Origin of the sequence: Aequorivita nionensis (assembly GCF_046352995.1) — a bacterium.
GTDB lineage: Bacteria > Bacteroidota > Bacteroidia > Flavobacteriales > Flavobacteriaceae > Aequorivita > Aequorivita nionensis.
Genome location: NZ_CP130281.1, coordinates 2228048 through 2245594, shown reverse-complemented (window position 1 = coordinate 2245594; position 17547 = coordinate 2228048). Strand labels below are relative to the sequence as shown.

Here is a 17547-nt window from a genome sequence, read left to right as displayed (position 1 = left end):
ATTAAAAGTTAAAAATCCAGCCTGTTGACTGACTATAATTTAGGGCTCCGTTTGAAACCTCCAGCGGACTATCAATATTATTTGTGTAAAGGCTGCCCGTGCCCAAACCTTGCGGCAATTTACTGTTTTTTATGAAGGTATATTGCGAAATGGCGTTTAAACCAACATTGCTTTCCAAAGCGGAAGTAATCCACCAACCTGCCTTGTGATTTTCTGCTAGTTTTATCCAAGTATCGCTTCCGCGGAAACCGCCGATCAATGAGGGTTTTAGGATTATAAATTGTGGTTTTATGGTATCGAGTAATTTACTTTTTTCTTCTTCCGAAAAAATGCCGATTAGTTCTTCATCCAATGCTATTGGCAGCGGAGTTTCCTCACAAAGCCGAGCCATTTCCTGCCATTGGCCTTGTTTTATGGGTTGTTCAATGGAATGTAATTGCAAATCTGAAAGCACTTTTAGTTTTTCCAGCGCTACTTTTGGTGAAAAAGCACCGTTGGCATCAACGCGTAATTCTACTTCGGAAGCTGAAAATTCCTTTCTGATGGATTTTAAAAGATCAAGTTCCGTTTTGAAATCAATGGCTCCGATTTTCATTTTGATGCAAGTGAAACCTTGTTTCAGTTTTTCTGAAATCTGCTCTTTCATAAAAACTTTATCGCCCATCCAAACCAAACCGTTGATTGGGATGGCAGCTTCGCCACGCGTAAATTCCGAAGGAAATAATTCGAAAGAATTTTCTGAATGCAAAGATTTAAAAGCCGTTTCCACTCCAAATTGTATCGATGGAAATTCCTGTAATGCTTCGTATAAATCTACTTCAGTTACGCCCAATTCTATGTTTTCACAAACACCTGCAAGTTCTTCTTCATAATCTGGGCGGTCGTCGATGCTCAGTCCACGCAAAAGTCCGCACTCTCCTACTCCGAAACCTTCTTCAGTTTTCAGAATAAGGAAATAGGTTTCTTTTGAATTCATAACGCCTCGGGAAGTACCGCTCGGAATTTTGAAGTTTAGGATGTGTTTTTGAAAAGTGGCGATCATTATATTGTTAGTTTAAGAATGAAGCACCAAATCACAAATTCCAAATTCCAAAAAATGTCCTCTTTGAAATTTGTGATTTGTGATTTGTGATTTGTGATTTTTAAAGTTCTATGGATTCCCCAATTTCCAGCAACATCAAATCCTTATTGGCATCATAAAACTTGCGTTTTGCTTCTTCGTGGTCAATTTCAATATAACCGAAAGTATCATAATGCACGCCCAAAACCTTATCGCATTGCACGAAATCGCTTGCGATAATCGCGTCGTCAATTCCCATAGTAAAATTATCGCCTATGGGGAGAATTGCTAAATCAAGTTTGGTGTGCATCGGGATGAGTTTCATATCCATCATTAATGCAGTATCGCCGGCAATATAAATGTTTTTGTGTTCGCCTTCAATTACAAATCCGCCGGGTTGACCGCCGTAACTGCCATCGGGAAAAGAGCTTGTGTGGATTGCGTGTACATATTTCACTTTGCCAAATTCGAACTTCCAACTTCCGCCGTGGTTCATTGGGTGAACCTCGATTCCTTTTGCTTCGTAATGGTTTGCGATTTCATAATTGCTAACTATTATTGCTCCTGTCCTTCTTGCAATAGCTGCGGCATCTAATGTGTGATCTTGGTGTGCGTGGGTTAAAAGGATATAATCTGCTTTTAAATCGTTGATATCAATTTTGTCTTTGGAAAGCGGATTTCCTGAAATGAAAGGATCCACCAAAATGTGTTTTCCCTTTATTTCAATGCCAAGACTATTTTGTCCGTAAAATGTAATTTTCATATTGCAATTTTTATCACATAAATATACTAAACAAGATTGCAAACAAAAAAGTGCTGAGCGCGACCTTCTTCAATTCGCTATCAAGTAGCATCGGTGATTTATTTTTTAAAACGGTTTTTATGTTTAAAAGAAAAGGGATAAACGCAATTAGATATACGAACTGCAAGGGTTCTGTGAAATTTATAACTGTATAAATCACTGCGCAAAGCATTCCGAAAAGCAACAAAAAAACGTGATATTTTTTAGCCCTTATTGAACCCAATTTTACAACCAAGGTATGTTTTTTGGCTGCGGCATCATTTTCTATATCGCGCATATTGTTCAAATTAAGCACTGCGGTGCTGAAACAACCAATGGCTGTAGCGGGCAATAATAATAGCCAGTTCAACGTGTGGGTAAACAAATAATAACTTCCCAAAACGCTCAACAATCCAAAAAATAGAAATACAAAAACATCTCCTAAACCAGAGTAACCGTAGGCTTTTTTACCGACCGTATATTTTACTGCCGCTATAATTGAGACGATTGTAAGGTTGAAAAAAATAAAGGAAATGATAAAATTCTCGTTTCCGAAAGCCATAAAAATCAAAATTGTGGCTATGAAAAATGTAATGATTCCTGTAATAATCATCCCGATTTTCATCTGCTTCGGAGAAATAATTCCAGAAGCTACCATTCGTTTTTCGCCTTCCCTTTTTGCATCGGTTCCGCGGATGCCATCGCCATAATCGTTTGCAAAATTGGAGAGTACTTGAAAACCAATTGTTACCAATATTGCAAGCCAGAAAATAAGGGTTTCCCAAAAACGCACCGGACTTTTTACAGATTCACCAATTGCGCAGCCCACAATAATCCCAGAAACCGAAAGCGGTAAAGTTCGCAATCTCGCTGCGGCAACCCAAGCTTTAATTTTTGTCATTCAATTTTTTTTGAAGCTGTAAAAATACATTTTAAAAAGAGCGGAAACAATTTTTTGGCAGGTGGCATCATCTAGTTTGTTTTCCTATATTCGTTTCTTTTAAATGAAAACCGAGAATTATGAACAACTCTACCAATTACAATCTAGGATTACTTTTGCTTCGCGTGGGTTTCGGCGGAATGATGCTCACCCACGGAATCCCCAAACTTTTAAAAATGATTTCGGGGGATTTTTCCTTTGGAGATCCCATTGGCATTGGCGAACCCGCTTCATTGGTCCTGGCCGTTTTAAGCGAAGTGCTATTCCCTATTTTAGTTGTTATTGGATTTAAAACGCGACTGTCTTCAATTCCAGTAATTATTACAATGGCTATTGCAGCGTTTATTGTTCACGCCGCTGATCCTTTGGGAACAAAAGAAATGGCGATTATTTACTTAATTGCTTTTATTGCTATTGCTATGCTGGGAGCTGGGAAATATTCGGTGGATAGGAAATAGTTGATGGTTGAGTTTAATTTGAAAAAAATGGATAAAACAATAATAATTTTACTTCTGGCCATTTTGACATTTAGCTGTACCAGTATAAATCAAGATGTAAATACAATTGCCCAATTAGAAAGCTTGCGTGAAGAAAATGATAGTTTAAAAAATATTCTAGCTGAAATAAATAATAAATATGTGTTTGATAGCATTTCTTTCCGAGATATTTTGAATTATAACAATAGTTATGATTTAAACACTCAGGTTGAAGGCGAAATAGTTTTTGTAGGATATAATACTAACAAAAAGTCAAGAGTGATTTTTGTTGATAGTTTATCAAATAATTCAATTAGAAAACTTTCTAATCCTGACACTATTTATCCGGTTCGAGGTGGTTATAAATATTCAAAAACCTTAAATTCTAAAAAAATGAAGATATCTGCTTATTTGGAATGCGATAGTGATTATGGTAAAAGTTTTAGTATTCCGATGACAACTTTAACAGCCGCAAATGAAAAATGATTTCAACTACAAATAATTAATAGTAGATTTCTTTCTATCCTGCCCAATGTAAATTAATAATATCAATTAAAAATCTTCACCAACAATTCCTTTAATAAATCGCCTTGCGAAAGATTGGCGGCACCCACACCTTTGCTTTTCATATCCACTTCGCGGATTGCTGCAATAATGGCACTCACCTTTTTCATTGGATAATTTCGGGCTGCGGTTTGATAGTCTTTTACGAAATAAGGATTTACGCCCAACGCTTTTGCAGCATCCCCTTTATTGGAAAGCGCGTGATATTTCAGCAATTTTGAAAAGAAACTATACAACAAAGCTACCGTCATCACCAACGGATTGTTTTTTGGGTTCTGTGAAAAATATTGAATGATAGCAAATGCTTTTTTAATATCCTTTTCGCCAATGGCATTCTGAAGTTCAAAATTGTTGAAATCCTTACTAATACCGATGTTTTCTTCTATAATTTGTGGCGTAATCTGCTCGCCTGGTTTTAGAATTAATTGCAGCTTTTCAAGCTCATTATTCACTTTGCTCAAATCATTCCCAAGAAATTCAACCAACATTTGCGCGGCTTTTGGCGTAATTGTATAACCTTTTCCTGCAAGAACACGCTTTATCCAATCTGGAACCTGGTTTTCATACAATTTTTTGCTTTCGAAAAGAACGCCTGTCTTTGCAACAGTTTTTGCGAGCTTTTTTCGTTTATCCAGCGTTTTATATTTGTAGCAAAACACCAAAACTGTTGTGGGCTGCGGATTATCTGCATAACTAACCAAATTTTCTATGGTTCGCGAAAGATCTTGTGCTTCCTTTACAATCACCACCTGCTTTTCCGCCATCATCGGGTAGCGCTTTGCGTTGCTGATAATGTCTTCCACAGTAACGTCGCGCCCATAAAGCACCATTTGATTGAAGCCTTTTTCTTCCTCAGACAAAACGTTTTCCTCAATATATTTTGAAATGCCATCAATATAATACGGCTCCTCGCCCATCAAAAAATAGATGGGTTTTGTGTTTCCGTTTTTAATATCAGTGATTATGGATTTTACTTTGTCGAGCGGCATTGGACGATTTACGATTTTAGATTGAAGGAACTTAATTTTGAATTTTGAATATTAAATTTTGAATATTTGTAAATGCAAAAACTCAACTTCCCCGTATATTCGTTTCGCTTCAAAAGTAGCGAAAATAAAACGTTGGTTTTTGATGAAATTAGAAAAAAATTCGTCGTACTCACCCCCGAGGAATGGGTTCGGGTGCATGTTGTTCAATTTCTTCTGAAAGAAAAAAACTATCCCAAAAGCCTTATAAACGTTGAAAAACAACTGAAATTGAATAATACCGTAAAAAGATATGATATCGTGGTTTTTAACATTGATGGCAGTATTTTTTTAATTGTGGAATGCAAAGCGCCCTCAATCGAAATTTCACAAATTACTTTTGATCAGATTGCCCGATATAATTTAGCATTGAAAGCTGAATATTTAATGGTCAGCAATGGTTTGGAACATTATTACTGCCAAATGGATTTTGAAAATGAGCGCTATCTTTTTTTGAAAGAAATTCCAAATTATAAATAAGTCCTGAAAAAACACTTCAAAAATCTATCTTTACACCCGTGAAAGTAGCTGTAGTCATCCTAAATTGGAACGGAAAAGATTTGTTGGAAAAATTTCTTCCCTCAGTAGTGAAATTTTCTCACGAAGCCACTATTTATTTGGCAGATAATGCTTCCACCGATACTTCGGTTTCATACGTTTCAGAATTTTTTCCCAAAGTAAAAATCATCCAAAACAAAGTGAATGGCGGCTATGCAAAAGGCTATAATGATGCTTTAAAAAACCTATCTGAAGATATTTTCGTATTGCTGAACAGCGATGTGGAAGTGACTGAAAATTGGTTGCAGCCTGTAATTTCAGAATTTGAAAAAGATATTTCAGTTGTTGCCGCGCAGCCAAAAATACTAGATTATAAAAACAAGGACTATTTTGAATATGCTGGCGCTGCGGGCGGTTTTATTGATAAATATGGTTATCCCTTTTGTCGTGGAAGAATTTTCGATACCATTGAAAAAGATAAAGGACAATACAATGATGTTTCTGAAATATTTTGGGCTTCTGGAGCTTGCCTTTTTGTAAAGGCAGATGCTTTTTGGCAAGCCGGTGGATTGGATGAAGATTACTTTGCCCACCAAGAGGAAATTGACCTTTGTTGGCGTTTACAGGCTAAAGGTGGAAAAATACTTTACGTAGGCGCTTCAGAAGTGTATCACGTTGGTGGTGCTACCCTGGCAGCTTTAAACCCTAAAAAAACTTTTTTCAATTTCCGGAATTCCCTTTTAAACCTGTTGAAAAACGCAAAAGGAACAGCAGTTTTTAGTTCCATTTTTATAAGAATGTTATTGGACGCTGTTGCGGCATTTCAGTTTTTGCTGCAGGGAAAACCAAAGCATTTCTTCGCTATATTGAAAGCGCACTTCAGTTTTTATGGTTTATTTCAAAAATTCCTTCAAAAAAGGAAAGAAAATGCCTCTACTTTAAACTATTTTAAAATCAAATCTATTGTTTTTCAATATTTTATGTTCAAAAAGAAACATTATGATCAACTATAACTTAAAGTATTGTTAATCGTTTTTGGACTGAAGAGTATTTTAATAATTTTGGTCTGAATTATTGAAACAAACAATCTAATATAACACTTACAAATTATGAAAAAACTATTGATTCTAGCAATGTGTTCTGGTTTGGTATTTACCTCTTGCGTATCTAAGAAGAAGTATGCCGAACTTGAAGCAAAACAGAAAAACACACAGGATTTATTGAACACGGCAACCGTTAAACTTAACGACTGTCTTACTGAAAGAGCTGCTGCTTCTGCAAGAGCTAAGGCACTTGAAGAGCGTTTGGCAGATATGAAAAAAACCAACGAAGATCTTATACAAAGTTCAAAAGATCTTACAATGTTGACCTCTAAAGGTGCAACCAATCTTGAAAAATCATTGGAAAGCCTAAAAGAAAAAGATTTAAAAATTACTCGTTTGCAAGATGCACTTAACAAAAAGGACAGTGTTACCCTTGCGCTTGTTACCAGCTTAAAAAGAGAAGTTGGTGTAAACGATCCAGACATTGAAGTAAATGTTGAAAAAGGAGTAGTTTACATTTCCCTATCTGATAAAGTGATTTTCAAAAGCGGAAGCTACCAGATTTCAAACAGAGCTAGCGAAATTTTAGGTAAAGTTGCAAAAGTAATCAACGGAAAACCTGATTTTGAAGCAATGGTTGAAGGCCATACAGATAACGTTCCATACAAAAATGGTTTGTTACTTGACAACTGGGATTTGAGCGTGAAAAGAGCTACAGCCATCGTAAGAGAACTTCAGAACCTTGGTGTGGCGCCATCTCGTTTGGTTGCAGCAGGTCGTGCAGATTACGTGCCATTGGTACCTAATACCACTGCTGAAAACAGAGCTACCAACAGACGTACACGTATACTGGTACTTCCAAAAATCGATCAATTCTATGATATGATTGAAAAGGAAATGAAAACCCTTGAAGCTGGAGGAAAATAATTTCTGAAGCTATAAAATAAAAGAACCCGGTCCATAAAAGGCCGGGTTTTTTATTGGCTGTATCAAAAGAATCTTTGAATAGGTTTTCGTATCTTAGATTAGAAAACAAAACAAGCTATAATACTTTAAAAATATGGAAGAATTCAAAACCAATTGGAGCCGCGAAGAACTTAAAGCATATATTTTACTATACTGCGCCAATGCCAATTTTATTGAAACCAAAGAAGAAAAGGAATTTATAAAATCTAAAGTAGGCGAGGAAAAATACAGAAAAGTCCACAAAGAATTTGATAAGGATAACGATTACCAACGCATTCAAAAAATTCAATCTACCGTAGAGCGTTTCAATTACTCCAAACACGAAATAGACCGCCTTTTTGAGAATATTAAAAAAATGTTTCTCACCGATGGTTCAATAGATATTCTTGAAGAAAACATTTATCGAGGTCTTCAGCATTTGCTTAAATAAGTCTTTTAAATATTGAAATCATTAGCAAAGACGAATTAAATATAATTGAAAAGTTTTACGACGCTTTTACACATTTGGATGCAGAGCGAATGGTGGAATGGTACCACGACGATATTACTTTTGAAGATCCCGCTTTTGGAATTTTACGCGGCGAAGAAGCCAAAAATATGTGGCGAATGCTTTGCCACTCCCAAAAGGGAAAGGATTTTAAAGTTATAACCTCAAATATTGAATACACGCCCGAAGCGGGAAAAGCGCGTTGGGAAGCCTATTACACCTTCACAAAAACAGGCAGAAAAGTCCATAATATAATAAATGCTACTTTTAAATTCAAGGATGGCAAAATCATAAACCACGTTGACAAATTCAGCCTGTACCGCTGGTCTAAACAAGCAATGGGATTTAAAGGTTTTTTGGTAGGATGGACGGCGTTTTTCAAGAAAAAACTTAACCAACAAACCCGATTTCTACTTTCAGAATTTCAAAAGAAGTGAAATAAAACCTAAAGTTCTAAGCTACCCTTACCTTCACGAATCACTACTGGCTCCGCTCCCGTCAAATCAATTACCGTGGAAGGAATATTTCCGCCATAGCCGCCATCAATAACAAGATCCACCAAACTGTCCCATTTCTCCAAAATAAGCTCCGGATCTGTGGTATATTCTATCACCTCATCTTCATCTTTTATGGAAGTTGAAATAATTGGATTTCCCAATTCCTGAACAATAGCACGTGTTATCGAATTGTCTGGGACACGAATTCCCACTTCCTTTTTCTTTTTGAAAACCGTTGGCAGGTTATTGTTTCCGGGAAGAATAAACGTATAAGGGCCAGGCAGGTTTCTTTTCAATAATTTAAAAGTTGGCGTGTCAATTTGCTTCACATAATCGCTGAGATTGCTTAAATCCTCACAAACAAAAGAAAAATTAGCCTTTTCAAGTTTCACGCCACGTAGCTGCGCCACACGTTCCATTGCGCGATTATTTTTTATATCGCAGCCCAAGGCGTAAACAGTATCGCTAGGATAAATAATGACGCCACCGTCGCGGAGAATCTTTACAACCCGCTTAATTTCCTTAGGGTTTGGATTTTCTTCGTAAATCTTTATGAATTCAGCCATAGCAGTATTTTAATTTTAAATATATGTCATTTTAAAATAATTAACAACTTCGTGCGTACAACATAACATAAATATAGTTTTTCCTCGTTATTAGTTCCAACAAACCCTTTTTATGAAAAAACTCCTCGTTATAATTTTATTCCTCGGAATTCAATTTGGTTACGTTTCCTGTTCAAAAGATAATGACAGTAGACCAGAACAGCCATTGGTTGCCGAAACTTTTTTAAACGTTTCCTACGGAAATAACGCCCAAGAAAAATATGATCTTTATTTACCCGAAAACCGCTCTACAGAAAAAACGAAAGTAATCGTGCTGGTTCACGGCGGAGGTTGGACCGGTGGCGATAAAGCAGATATGGATTTTCTGATTCCATACATCAAACTTAGGCATCCGGATCACGCGATAGTGAATATAAACTACGTGCTCGCAGATATAAATACGCCTGCATTTCCAAACCAGTTTTTAGATTTGGATGCTGTAATCAACAAGCTGACTTCAGAAAAAGACGAATTGCACATTTTACCAGAGTTTGCTCTAATTGGTGCTAGTGCGGGAGCACATATTTCTTTGATGTATGATTATGCCTATGACACAGACGATCAAGTAAAATTGGTTGGTGACATTGTGGGACCGTCAGATTTTACGGACCCCTTTTACAGTGAAAATCCTGATTTTCCGTTTTTAATGGCTGCCTTGGTCGATGAAAATGCGTATCCTCCCGGAACAAATTATGCCGAAGTTTTGAGCCCCGCGCTTCGTGTTTCCAACAATAGTAGCCCTACTCTACTTTTCTACGGAAACGCTGATCCTTTGGTGTCGCTTTCAAATGCAACAACATTAAATTCTGCTCTTGACAATGCACAAATAGACCATACTTTGAATATTTATGAAGGCGGTCACGGCGATTGGGCAAATGTAGATATTGAAGATATGAAAGCACAGATAAGTGCTTATGTAGATACTTATTTGGAAGTTGACAATTAGTGGATTGGCGAATTAGTTAATTTGTGACTGATCAACTAATTCGCTAATTGAAAAATTCGCTAATTGACAACTTTCAGTTTTGCAAAACGGAGCAGTAGTTTTTTCAAACCTCCGTTTTCAAAATCTATTTCCGCTTTGGTGTCTGCGCCCACGCCTTCAATTTTAAGAATTTTTCCCTTTCCAAATCGAACGTGCTCTACCATTGTTCCCACATTTAAGTTGGCATCATCGGCATTGAAGTTTTTATCAGAATCACTGGTTACGGGTTTCAATCTTCGCAATTTTCTGAGTTGTTCTTCCGTTGGTCCCATCGGTGCTTTGCCGGCAACAGGTTTCCGAAGTCTAAGTTTGCTGTGGTCCACTTCGTCAAAAATATCTGCATCCAGCAAAGGTTTATAACGATTTTCAGTAATCGGCGTTAAATACTCCAAAAAGCTTTCGTCAATTTCCCCAATAAAACGGCTTGGTTCGGCATCAATCAATTTTCCCCAACGGTAGCGCGATTGTGTGTAAGTTAAATAAGCCTGCTTTTCGGCACGTGTTAAAGCAACGTAAAAAAGCCTTCTTTCCTCTTCCAATTCACTGCGCGTATTCATACTCATTCCACTTGGAAAAAGGTCTTCTTCCATCCCAACAATATATACGTACGGAAATTCCAAACCTTTTGCCAAATGAACGGTCATCAATGCCACGCGGTCATCATCGCCTTTGTCGTTGTCCAAATCGGTTGCGAGCGCCACATCTTCCATAAATTCTGAAAGTGAGCCGGTTGCATCTGCAATTTCCTTTTGCTCTTCCACAAAATCGCGCATCCCGTTCAGTAATTCCTCAATATTTTCGATTCGGGCAATTCCTTCCGGAGTACCGTCTTTTTTTAATTCCTGAAGCAATCCCGTTTTCTTTGAAACGTGTTCTGTTATAGTGAAAGCATCGTAATTGTTATTCAAAACCTGGAAACTTTCTATCATCGTCACAAAATCCTGCAGCTTATTTTTGGTTCCGGAATTTATTTTCAAATCAATTTTTTCGATGTTTTTCATCACCTCAAAAATCGAGCGGTTGTAATGGTTTGCAGCAACAATCAAGCGTTCAATTGTAGTTTCGCCAATTCCCCGCGCTGGGTAATTAATGACGCGTTTCAGCGCTTCCTCGTCTTTTGGGTTCAACACCAAACGCAAATACGCCAAAACATCTTTTATCTCCTTTCGCTGATAAAAACTGAGACCGCCGTAAATTCTATACGGAATATCTTTCTTCCGAAGCGCATCTTCCATTGCACGACTTTGCGCATTGGTTCGGTATAAAATTGCGAAATCGCCATCTTTAAGCTGATGGTTCATTTTATTTTCAAAAATGGAACTCGCTACAAAACGCCCTTCGTCACCATCTGTCATTGTTCGGTTTACGAGGATTTTATTGCCCTCGTCATTGGCCGTCCAAACTACTTTTTCAAGTCGGGTTTTGTTCTTTTCAATAATGTTATTCGCAGCGTTTACAATGTTTTTTGTGGAACGGTAATTCTGCTCCAAACGGAACACTTTTACCTCTTCGTAATCTTTTTGAAAATTTAAAATATTGTTGATGTTCGCTCCGCGGAAAGCGTAAATACTTTGCGCATCATCGCCCACAACGCATATATTCTGAAACTTATCAGAAAGCGCACGCACAATCAAATATTGACTGTGATTGGTATCTTGGTACTCATCCACCAAAATGTAGCGGAAACGGTTTTGATATTTCGCCAAAACTTCTGGAAAACGGGTCAACAATTCGTTTGTTTTCAGCAAAAGATCATCAAAATCCATTGCGCCGGCTTTGAAACATTTGTCAACATACGATTTATAAATATCGCCCAAACGCGGCATTTTCGCCATTGAATCTGCCTCAATCAATTCAGGATTGTTGAAATATGCCTTTACGGTAATCAAACTGTTTTTATAGGAAGAAATGCGTGAATAAACCTGTTTGTATTTATAAACGTCTTTATCAAGATGCATTTCTTTAATCACCGCACGGATTACACTTTGCGAATCCTGCGTGTCATAAATTGTGAAGTTGGAAGGATAACCAAGTTTGTCTGCCTCGAACCGAAGTATTTTTGCGAAAATACTGTGGAAGGTTCCCATCCAAAGATTTTTGGCTTCGCTGGCGCCAACGATTTTTGAGATACGGTTTTTCATTTCGCGCGCGGCTTTATTTGTAAAAGTGAGCGCCAAAATATTAAACGGGTCAACTCCCTGCGACATCAAATAAGCAATACGAAATGTAAGCACCCGCGTCTTGCCCGAACCCGCGCCAGCAATAACGATCATCGCACCGTCTTTTTGCAGCACTGGCGCACGCTGGGCATCGTTAAGTTGTTCTAAATATTTTTCCAAAACTTCATTTTCTTCAAGCTGTGAAAATAGCCATTATGGAAAGAATATGTAAATAGATTTATGTGAAATTATAAACAATAGCCACCTTCTTTATTATTCTTTCCAAATGAGATTTATTTTAAATACCTTTATCAAAAATTGTATTTTATGGACGAGTTTCTATCTTTCTTGGGTCAGATACCTTGGTGGGCCTGGATATTAATATTCCTTTTTATCGTCGCCATTCGCGATGTATTTTTCAATAAACATCATGCCGTAAGTCACAACTTTCCTATTGTTGGGCATATTCGGTATATGTTAGAAAGTATCGGCCCAGAGCTTCGTCAATATATTGTAGCCAACAACCGTGAGGAACTACCCTTCAATCGAATTGAGCGCGGCTGGATTTATGCTTCGGCAAAAAACGAAAACAACTACGAGGGTTTTGGAACTGATCGGGATATTTATGAACCAAACTACATTTTCATAAACAATTCGATGTTGCCCTATAAAGTGGAAAAGGACAACCCGAATTATAAAAACCCATACTTTTTGCCTTGTGCAAAACTAATGGGAGATTATCATAAACGCAGACGACCGTATCGCCCAGCTTCGGTCATCAATGTTTCGGCAATGAGTTTTGGATCGCTTTCAGCAAGAGCAGTAGAATCTTTAAACAAAGGCTGCGGACTTGCATACGCCTACCACAATACAGGTGAAGGAGGGCTTTCTCCTTATCATAAGACAGGCGCCGATGTAATTTTTCATTTTGGCACAGGTTATTTTGGAGTGCGTGATGAAAATGGAAATTTTTCGATGGAAAAAATCGTAAAGCTTGTAAATGAAAATCCACAAGTGCGGGCCATAGAAGTAAAACTTTCCCAAGGTGCAAAACCAGGAAAAGGTGGCGTTCTACCAGGGGCAAAAATTACTCCTGAAATAGCAGAAATACGCCATGTGCCTCTTGGCCAAGACGTGCTTTCACCTCCAAACCATTCAGCTTTTGAAGGGGTTAAAGGTTTGGTTGAATTTGTGGAAAGTATTGCTGAAGCAACTGGACTTCCTGTTGGAATAAAGTCAGCCGTGGGACGTTTAAATGAATGGGAAGAGTTGGCAAAATTCATGAAAGAAACTGGAAAAGGACCTGACTTTATAACAATAGACGGCGGTGAAGGAGGAACTGGTGCTGCCCCCCCTAGTTTTGCAGACCACGTTTCTTTGCCTTGGCTTTTTGGTTTTGCAGAAGTTTATAAAATCTTCAAAAAACATGACATCTGTGACCAAATAGTTTTTATTGGCAGTGGAAAATTAGGCTTTCCCGCAAGAGCAGCCATGGCATTCTCCATGGGTGCAGATTTGGTAAACGTGGCCCGCGAGGCTATGATGAGTATTGGCTGCATACAAGCTCAACAATGCCACACGAACAAATGCCCCAGCGGTGTTGCTACTCAAAATAAATGGCTTCAACGTGGTATTAATATTGAAGACAAATCAGTAAGAGCCCATTTCTATTTTAAAAATTTCAGAAAAGAACTGCTTGAAATGACCCACGCTTGTGGCTATGAGCACCCGTGTCAATTCACTATGGATGATGTGGATATGACGGTTGGCGACAAAAACCTAATCAAAACCTTATCACAATCATTTATGTATCATAAATGTGCTGTGCCTTTTGAAAGTATGAAAAATTTGTCGCATTGTGAACATCTGGGTGGAAACTACCACGAAAAAGAAGCTAAGAAAGAAGTGAAAGCGATGCGGAAAAAAAATAAAGTACGTTATTAGATTATTAATTATCAAGCATTTCAAAGTAGTAAAATTTGCAATAAAAAAATGAAAGTTTAATAGCAGACTTAAAGACAAGGTAACCTTTTTTCTTTTCTAAAAACACCTTAAGTTTGTTCACATTTAAAAACAGTTTATGGAAGAAACAACTCAAATCATTAGTTACATAGCCTACCTTTTACCGGCAATAGTAGTGGGCATAATTGCCTATTTTTTCTTTAAAGGCCATACGGCAAACGAGGAAGGCAGAAGGAGATATTTGGTTCAAAAAGAAGCTCAGAAGCAGGTTTTACCACTTAGGTTACAGGCTTACGAACGCGTTACGCTTTTTTTGGAACGCATAGATCCCAATAAACTATTGGTTCGTGTAAAACCTTTTTCAGATTCAAAAGACGATTATGAAAGTTTACTAGTGAAGAATATTGAGCAGGAATATGAACATAATCTTACACAACAGATATACGTTTCACCAGAATGTTGGAACTTGATAAACGCTGCCAAAAATGCCACCATACACGTTATTCGCCAAGGAGCAATGCACGAAAAGGATGGCAATGTTGACAAAATGCGGGAATGGTTGTTGCAAAATTTTATGGATGAAGTAACACCTTCACAAAAGGCTTTGGCTTATATTAAAAAAGAAGTGAGTGAACTTTTTTAAGGTGTAAACATATTGTGGTGAATGGCAAAAAGCATAAGCCCAATCCTGTTTTTTATCCCGAGTTTTTTATAAAGCGAATCCCTATAACCTTCAACGGTTTTGTAACTACAGAACATAGCTTTGGCAATTTCTTTATAGCTCATATCTGTGCAGGCAAGTTTTATGAATTCCAATTCTTTATCTTTTATTTCGGTGTCAATATTTTTTTCAATTGACTCCATAAGTATCTTAGAAACGTTATTTGTATAATATTGACCTTTTTGCATTACCTCCAACAAAGCTTTTTCAAGAATATCCTTTTTGGTATCTTTCATAAGATACCCCTTGGCGCCTGCGCGGAGCATCTTCAAAATAGTGTATTCGTCTTCTTCAATTGAAAGGGCCAGCACTTTTACATTTGGGTAATCCTTCTTTAGTTTTTCGGCAGTTTCTATTCCGTTTAAAATGGGCATTTTGATATCCATCAATACCAAATCTGGAATATTATTTGGGTCTTCAAATTTATCTAATAGATCCCTCCCATTTTTGCAAAGATAAAGTACATCGAAATTATTAAACTCTTGAACAAGGCCTCCAATGGCCTGAGAAAGCAAAAAATGGTCATCAACAACTACTACAGAATAATTCATCTCTATCTTCTTTTAAAATTGTTTTAGTGCCATAAATCTGTTTAAGCAAATTTATAGGTTAAGTGTAAAGTGGTGCCCTCTCCTTTTACAGAGTCTATTTTCAAAAATGAATTGATAAGCTTTGCACGTGTTATCATATTCTTCAATCCAATTCCCATAAAATTATCATCTTTTTCAAACCCTATTCCATTATCAGCGGCTGTAATGGTCAATTTTTCATCAGTATAATCAAGTACCACTTTAAGTGAAGAAGCCTTGGAATGTTTAATGGTGTTTGAAAAAAATTCCTGCAAAATTCTAAAAAGAATAATTTGGGTATTGCTTTCTATTGGAAATACGTTCCCGTTTACAGTTAATTGTGCAGCTATAAATTTCAATCTATTGAACCTCTCAATCTCTAAACTAACTGCTTGCTTTAAACTAAGACTTTTCAAAGCTTCGGGGTTTATCAGTTTTGAAAGAGCCCGTAGCTCGTCAATGCCCGTTCCTATAGTTTCTGAGACCTCTATCATCATTTCTGGCTTTTCCAGCGACATTTGGGCCTGGATTTTTGCCAAAGTCATTAACTGCCCAATATTATCGTGTAGCTCCCAACTTATGTTACGGAGTGTCTGTTCCCTAATTTCTATCTGTGATTCTGCCAATTCACGATCAAATACCTTTTTGGCCTCTTCCTGTTCGCGCAATAGTCGGTTTTTTCGGCGTGCAAAAACACTGAACAGTACAATAACAATAATAACCAGTGTTACCGGAATGGCTATTGCCACAATTATTATGACCTCTTTTTCATCCATAAAAATCCTGTCAAAAAGAAAAGATACATAACTACAATGAGAGAAAGCTGTATTACCATTAAAAGCTCAAAAAAGTTACTGGCTTCATAAAACATTGTTCTTATTATTTTTATGGGAACATATCCAATAAAAAAAAGAAAGAGGCCAACGCTTACCCAAAACAAAAGGTCATTTTTCACTACAAGTACGAGCGAAGATTGCAAAATGCTAATATAATAAAGAATAATAGCGAACACCAATACTCCAGCCCCTACAAAATAAGATATCATAAACCCTATTTCCATAAAATTGGTAAAAAGCCAATCCCCCAAATAAAACAACCAATAAACGCCAATACCAATTTTAATATAGTTTTTGAACTTTTCTACATCAATAACTTTCATGAAAATATAAATCAGCAACGAAAAGTAAAAGATGTAATATATATTGTAAATAATTGCATTAGGCAGTTCATATACATCCCTTACATATCTTCCCGAAAATTCCGCGACTATTGTAAACAATAATACAATAGGGAAAAATACGAGTGGGGTTTTCTTGTAAAGCGGGTATTTTAAAACAGCCACGACAAAAACCCCCACATAAAGAGCCCATTTGGTATAATCTAAAGTTTCAAAAAGTATAGTCAAGAGATGAAATTGCTCTAATTGTTATGGTCAAAATCATTCGTGCCTGGGGGTGGAACCAGATCGCTATCATTCAAAATTAAACTCGTAGTTCCTCCTCCTTGAACCGCTGCGTTATTTGACATAAGAAATCCAGCTTCATTCATTTGCCCAATAGAGTCGGTTTGATCTTTATCTTGGTTTCTCTCTTGTGACGAAACACTTCTATTGATAGGTATAGCCGTATATTTTCCATCTACTTCTTCAATAGAAAAACCTACATTTTTTCCCTCATATTCCATTGTTGGAACCACAAACAAGCTATTTCTTCTTGGATACTTAACAGCATCTCCATTCGGGTATTTATCACTGTTTGGATAGTTGGAAAGGTAGAATCGTAAAGTGTTGATATCTACATTGGCTTGCTCAGCTTCGTGTTCTATAAAAGCAATGTATTGTTTTATGGTTGCCAAATCATATTCGGCATAGCGTGTGGGCTCAAATATTGACCCGTCTGAAACAATACTATCTTCGTATTTTTGAATTATAGGAACTCGTCTTTTCGAATAAGCATCATACATCTCCTTTGCGCGCTCAACAGAAATAATATTATCTTTTGGTGGGCCTTCATAAGGAGGTTCTGTATGTGTAGTTGGATCTTGGCAGCTTACCAGCATCAAACTGGCAAAAAGAAGTAGCAGAAATCGGTTGGTCATTGTTGTAGTCATAATAAAAGGTTTTTACAGTTGTTGGATAAATGTAATTAGTAAAACTCACATTTAAAAATGCGGTTTATTTAAGAAAAAAGTGAAGATAAACTATAATAAT

The 17547-nt window shown here is 37.0% G+C and carries 20 protein-coding genes; 10 read left to right on the top strand and 10 right to left on the bottom strand.

The window, feature by feature from the left end:
• Nucleotide 1: 1 nt before the first annotated feature.
• The 3 genes from Q2U82_RS10200 to menA all read right to left on the bottom strand — a co-directional run bounded on the left by Q2U82_RS10200 (nucleotide 2) and on the right by menA (nucleotide 2742).
• Nucleotides 2-1042 carry an o-succinylbenzoate synthase gene (locus tag Q2U82_RS10200; RefSeq protein ID WP_410004773.1) on the bottom strand — a complete coding sequence of 347 codons (1041 nt, stop codon included), beginning with the start codon at nucleotides 1040-1042 and terminating at the stop codon, nucleotides 2-4.
• A 100-nt stretch (nucleotides 1043-1142) separates the two neighbouring features.
• Nucleotides 1143-1823 (bottom strand): metal-dependent hydrolase, encoded by a 681-nt coding sequence (locus tag Q2U82_RS10195; RefSeq protein ID WP_410004772.1) that lies wholly within the window; start codon nucleotides 1821-1823, stop codon nucleotides 1143-1145.
• 13 nt (nucleotides 1824-1836) lie between these two features.
• Complete coding sequence (gene menA / locus Q2U82_RS10190; RefSeq protein ID WP_410004771.1) at nucleotides 1837-2742, bottom strand: 1,4-dihydroxy-2-naphthoate octaprenyltransferase; 906 nt, start codon at nucleotides 2740-2742, stop codon at nucleotides 1837-1839.
• A 119-nt stretch (nucleotides 2743-2861) separates the two neighbouring features.
• Between menA and Q2U82_RS10185 the strand changes: the two genes are divergently transcribed.
• Nucleotides 2862-3239, top strand: coding sequence for a DoxX family protein (locus Q2U82_RS10185; protein WP_410004770.1), 378 nt, complete (start codon nucleotides 2862-2864; stop codon nucleotides 3237-3239).
• Nucleotides 3240-3266: 27 nt separating this feature from the next.
• The gene (locus tag Q2U82_RS10180) at nucleotides 3267-3743 is read left to right on the top strand and encodes a hypothetical protein (protein WP_410004769.1); all 477 of its coding nucleotides are present in this window, start codon (nucleotides 3267-3269) and stop codon (nucleotides 3741-3743) included.
• A 62-nt stretch (nucleotides 3744-3805) separates the two neighbouring features.
• Here the strand turns inward: Q2U82_RS10180 and holA are convergent, their stop codons facing one another.
• Complete coding sequence (gene holA / locus Q2U82_RS10175; protein WP_410004768.1) at nucleotides 3806-4810, bottom strand: DNA polymerase III subunit delta; 1005 nt, start codon at nucleotides 4808-4810, stop codon at nucleotides 3806-3808.
• 72 nt (nucleotides 4811-4882) lie between these two features.
• Here holA and Q2U82_RS10170 point away from each other — a divergent pair, with 72 nt between their 5' ends.
• The 5 genes from Q2U82_RS10170 (at nucleotide 4883) to Q2U82_RS10150 (ending at nucleotide 8277) form a co-directional block, all read left to right on the top strand.
• On the top strand, nucleotides 4883-5326 hold the full coding sequence (locus Q2U82_RS10170) for a type I restriction enzyme HsdR N-terminal domain-containing protein (protein ID WP_410004767.1): 444 nt from the start codon (nucleotides 4883-4885) through the stop codon (nucleotides 5324-5326).
• A 38-nt stretch (nucleotides 5327-5364) separates the two neighbouring features.
• Nucleotides 5365-6357, top strand: a complete 993-nt coding sequence (locus Q2U82_RS10165) for a glycosyltransferase family 2 protein (protein ID WP_410004766.1) — start codon at nucleotides 5365-5367, stop codon at nucleotides 6355-6357.
• A 96-nt stretch (nucleotides 6358-6453) separates the two neighbouring features.
• Nucleotides 6454-7314, top strand: coding sequence for a flagellar motor protein MotB (locus Q2U82_RS10160; protein ID WP_410004765.1), 861 nt, complete (start codon nucleotides 6454-6456; stop codon nucleotides 7312-7314).
• 133 nt (nucleotides 7315-7447) lie between these two features.
• Nucleotides 7448-7783, top strand: coding sequence for a hypothetical protein (locus Q2U82_RS10155; RefSeq protein WP_410004764.1), 336 nt, complete (start codon nucleotides 7448-7450; stop codon nucleotides 7781-7783).
• Nucleotides 7780-8277, top strand: coding sequence for a nuclear transport factor 2 family protein (locus Q2U82_RS10150; protein ID WP_341271717.1), 498 nt, complete (start codon nucleotides 7780-7782; stop codon nucleotides 8275-8277). The genes Q2U82_RS10155 and Q2U82_RS10150 overlap by 4 nt, the downstream gene beginning before the upstream one ends.
• Before the next feature lie 8 nt (nucleotides 8278-8285).
• Here the strand turns inward: Q2U82_RS10150 and Q2U82_RS10145 are convergent, their stop codons facing one another.
• A complete protein-coding gene (locus Q2U82_RS10145; RefSeq protein ID WP_068761329.1) occupies nucleotides 8286-8903 on the bottom strand; it encodes an L-threonylcarbamoyladenylate synthase in 618 nt (205 codons plus the stop codon).
• Between the two features lie 112 nt (nucleotides 8904-9015).
• On the opposite strand from Q2U82_RS10145, the gene Q2U82_RS10140 reads away from it, so the two are divergent.
• Complete coding sequence (locus tag Q2U82_RS10140; protein ID WP_410004763.1) at nucleotides 9016-9888, top strand: alpha/beta hydrolase fold domain-containing protein; 873 nt, start codon at nucleotides 9016-9018, stop codon at nucleotides 9886-9888.
• Between the two features lie 59 nt (nucleotides 9889-9947).
• On the opposite strand, the gene Q2U82_RS10135 is transcribed toward Q2U82_RS10140, so the two are convergent.
• Nucleotides 9948-12266, bottom strand: a complete 2319-nt coding sequence (locus tag Q2U82_RS10135) for an ATP-dependent helicase (RefSeq protein WP_410004762.1) — start codon at nucleotides 12264-12266, stop codon at nucleotides 9948-9950.
• A 147-nt stretch (nucleotides 12267-12413) separates the two neighbouring features.
• Here Q2U82_RS10135 and Q2U82_RS10130 point away from each other — a divergent pair, with 147 nt between their 5' ends.
• Together Q2U82_RS10130 and Q2U82_RS10125 are read left to right on the top strand one after the other, a co-directional pair.
• Complete coding sequence (locus Q2U82_RS10130; protein WP_410004761.1) at nucleotides 12414-14030, top strand: FMN-binding glutamate synthase family protein; 1617 nt, start codon at nucleotides 12414-12416, stop codon at nucleotides 14028-14030.
• 136 nt (nucleotides 14031-14166) lie between these two features.
• Entirely contained in the window at nucleotides 14167-14691 is a 525-nt protein-coding gene (locus Q2U82_RS10125) for a hypothetical protein (RefSeq protein ID WP_410004760.1), read from the top strand.
• Here Q2U82_RS10125 and Q2U82_RS10120 read toward each other — a convergent pair.
• The 4 genes from Q2U82_RS10120 to Q2U82_RS10105 are packed head-to-tail and all read right to left on the bottom strand — an operon-like array spanning nucleotide 14688 to nucleotide 17447.
• Nucleotides 14688-15320 carry a response regulator gene (locus tag Q2U82_RS10120; RefSeq protein ID WP_410004759.1) on the bottom strand — a complete coding sequence of 211 codons (633 nt, stop codon included), beginning with the start codon at nucleotides 15318-15320 and terminating at the stop codon, nucleotides 14688-14690. The genes Q2U82_RS10125 and Q2U82_RS10120 overlap by 4 nt on opposite strands.
• 41 nt (nucleotides 15321-15361) lie before the next feature.
• Nucleotides 15362-16114 (bottom strand): sensor histidine kinase, encoded by a 753-nt coding sequence (locus Q2U82_RS10115; protein ID WP_410004758.1) that lies wholly within the window; start codon nucleotides 16112-16114, stop codon nucleotides 15362-15364.
• Nucleotides 16093-16743 carry a hypothetical protein gene (locus tag Q2U82_RS10110; protein WP_410004757.1) on the bottom strand — a complete coding sequence of 217 codons (651 nt, stop codon included), beginning with the start codon at nucleotides 16741-16743 and terminating at the stop codon, nucleotides 16093-16095. The genes Q2U82_RS10115 and Q2U82_RS10110 overlap by 22 nt, the downstream gene beginning before the upstream one ends.
• Nucleotides 16744-16757: 14 nt before the next feature.
• Nucleotides 16758-17447, bottom strand: coding sequence for a hypothetical protein (locus Q2U82_RS10105; RefSeq protein WP_410004756.1), 690 nt, complete (start codon nucleotides 17445-17447; stop codon nucleotides 16758-16760).
• Between the last annotated feature and the right edge of the window lie 100 nt (nucleotides 17448-17547).